Raw genomic sequence first — 2,808 nt, 5'->3', positions numbered from 1 at the left:
TTGCGCTCGTGCGCGCCGGTGCGAAGTTCGTGAATGGAAAACTGATCGAACGCAACACGGGGAAGGACGCCGCGTGATTCACGCCACGCGTTCCACAACATTTGACGATATCTCCTGGTAAACGGCAAGCGGGAGAGCGCATCGATGCTGGCGTAACCGGCGCCGAAATCGTCCATCGCCAGAGCAACCCGTCGATTGCGCAGTTGCAGCAATTGTTCCACCAGTCCAGCTTTCCCCCCGAGTGCGGCGGATTCGGTCACTTCAACTTCGATTTCCTCGGCAGCGAGCTGGCCACGGTCAAATAGGCGAAACAGAGCGGTCACGAATCGGTGATCTTCGAAGTCCCGGGCGGAGGCATTGAATGACACAACCAGTCCGGTTTCAACAGGACGGATGCGCGCGATATCCACTACCAGCCGCTCCAGCATTCGGATCGTGACCTCGGTTATGAATCCCGTGGATTCCGCGACAGGTATGAACTCGTTCGGATAGATCATCGAACCGTCCGGCCTGCGCCACCGTAGAAGCGCCTCAGCCCCCGAAATGCGGCCACTCACCATCGAGACCTTGGGCTGGTAGTAGTAGATGAACTCGCCGCGCTGGAGTGCCTGCCGAATTTCTCGCAGGGTTACACCCTTAGCGGCATCACGCGGCGCTGACAGCACAGCTTTAGCAGGGGGCATGATTGTCTTCAGCCTTGGCCCGCCCGGGCTGCGGCGTGAGCGGGATGGTCGTCTGTTGGATTTGTCCATATGAAGTCTCACGCAGCAGGGCACCAAGGTCGATTCAAATTAGACCTGAGTCTCGTTGCTTCAGGCAACGCATAATTAATCGAAATCAAAGGTTTCCGCTTTGCACTGGCCGTGCGGTCATGTGGCACCGAACGATTCTGCGCGTCAGCGGCGGGTCGCCGCGCGAAGCGCGGTGCCCGTCCGTTGCACGCGCGAGTTACCCCGGCCTTAGGTTTGCCCTTCCCAATCACGGTTGTTCGAGACCCCCGATCCGCATCGCAGCACCGCACTGAGCCGACCACCGATCATCCGCATCTAGGTTGTAGCACGAGACACTTGTCCAGCACGGTTCGATACCAAGCCTCCGTGGACCTGCACGTCGGCAAGCAACTGGGACGAGTCACCGCGCGTGATCGCGCATCGACCGGCCGATGAGTACAAGACCGCGCCGGGCGCGCGAGCGCTACGCGGGGTAACGACTTGGCGGATCAGCGGCGCGAGCGCAAGCGAGCGTCCGTTGCATCCGCGGGTTGAACAGGTTCATGCGAGAGTCCCTCGCTTCTTGAACGCGAGAATCGTCGCGATGAGTGCCAAGGTAACGGGGAGAAGGACGGCGCTGTACCACGCGATGTCTGCAGCTGCCGCTACCCACATACCGACCGCGGCGAGGGCCCATCTGCCCTGCCACCAAGCCCAGACGCCGATCACAGCGATCACGAGCCCGATAGGTCCAACGAACAACCAGACGAGAGATTGTTCAGACGGTTCGTCGAATAGCCAGACGACGAGGAGGCCGGCCATCAATGTTGAGAGCGCGGCTGCGGCCGTTCCGATTGCCCGACCAATTTGATGTTTGGAGAGAACCGCTGCGGTCATGCGTCACCTTCCTTTGGAAAGCTGTTCAACGATTTGGCGGCTGAGCGGCCGGACGGCGCGTAGCGCCGGACGGTCCGTTCCAGCCGCAAGTTGTACGGCTGTCCCCACTAAGAACTGCGTCTATGAGCATCACAACTACCTATGCGCCGATAACAGAACGAGGCCATGATGCGCTTCGTGGCCTCGATCCACAAGAAGCTTGGAAAGTGCTTCGAGATAGGCTGGAGCGTCATGACCCAAGAGGGCATGCGCCGCCTCTTCGTGCGAAAGAGCTGAGGGATTAGGCCGCATCGCTAGACGGCGCAAAACGTCATCCCGAGTTATCGTCCGCCCGCCCCGGACGTGTGTTTCCCGATACTCCATCTGCAGGCTGCGGAAGCCAGCGGCGGTGAACCATCTGATTAGGTCACGCTCATCCCAACCCACCATAGGACTCGCATCACGATCCCAGGCCATCCGCCGGATGCGAGGGTAGTCGGGAAGGGTCTTAGCGATCGCTTCCGCTTCCTCGTCAGCGCCTCGTACCCCAACCGTAGAGACCGCCTCGAACACCGAGGCGATTCCTCCTGGGCGGAGCACGCGGGCCACCTCACGGATGGATCCTTGCTTATCGCTGACATGCATGAGCACTGATCGGGCGACGACTGCATCGAACGCTTCGGACGCGAAAGGAAGCTGGAGAGCGTCGCCCGCCACCGGATCGAGAGCGCCGATGCGGGTTCGGGCGCGGCGCCCCCGGGCTGCGCACACGCGGAGCGCATCGGTCGAGATATCAAGGGCAACGACGTGCCCCGTCTGCGAAACCTTTCGTCTGGCCTCCAGGGCAAGAAGCCCTTCACCGGCACCAAGATCAAGCACGGATTGGCCGGGTCTAAGCGCCGCTCGGTCGAGGACCTGACCGCGCACACGCTCCAGACTCTTGTTCATGCGCTTACGTTGATTTGCTGAAGCGCCGCGGACCCGCCCCTCCGAGAGCCACTCAGCCCAGTTGCCTTCAGTCTTCATGCGCGCAGGTCCGTACAACGTCCTGGCGATTGACCCGCGCGAGGCGAAGCCGAGCGTCGGGTCTAATCGCGAGTTATCGGTATGAAAATGCCCAAGGCTTCGATCCATCGCGGTGATGGTAGCGTCACCGCACCGGGATAGGGGCTTTGGAGGGAGAACGCGGTAGGGCAGGCCGAAGCTGGCTATGAGCCGAGAG

General features: G+C 61.2%; 3 protein-coding genes. All 3 read right to left on the bottom strand.

Annotation, left to right across the window (positions count from 1 at the left end):
- A partial coding sequence (locus WDA27_15270) for an EAL domain-containing protein (GenBank protein MFA5892285.1) occupies positions 1-683 on the bottom strand: 683 nt, incomplete at its 3' end.
- A gap of 588 nt (positions 684-1,271) precedes the next feature.
- Entirely contained in the window at positions 1,272-1,607 is a 336-nt protein-coding gene (locus WDA27_15265; protein MFA5892284.1) for a hypothetical protein, read from the bottom strand.
- A gap of 135 nt (positions 1,608-1,742) precedes the next feature.
- Positions 1,743-2,720 (bottom strand): methyltransferase domain-containing protein, encoded by a 978-nt coding sequence (locus WDA27_15260; GenBank protein ID MFA5892283.1) that lies wholly within the window; start codon positions 2,718-2,720, stop codon positions 1,743-1,745.
- Positions 2,721-2,808 lie beyond the last annotated feature (88 nt).

The organism is Actinomycetota bacterium (assembly GCA_041658565.1).
GTDB lineage: Bacteria > Actinomycetota > AC-67 > AC-67 > AC-67 > JBAZZY01.
The sequence above is the reverse complement of the archived record's forward strand: the minus strand, read 5'-3'. Positions and strand labels throughout refer to the sequence as shown.

Coding starts and splice junctions, on each gene's coding strand:
- WDA27_15265 (MFA5892284.1), bottom strand. CDS start 1,607: ATGACCGCAGCGGTTCTCTCCAAACATCAAATTGGTCGGGCAATCGGA.
- WDA27_15260 (MFA5892283.1), bottom strand. CDS start 2,720: ATGGATCGAAGCCTTGGGCATTTTCATACCGATAACTCGCGATTAGAC.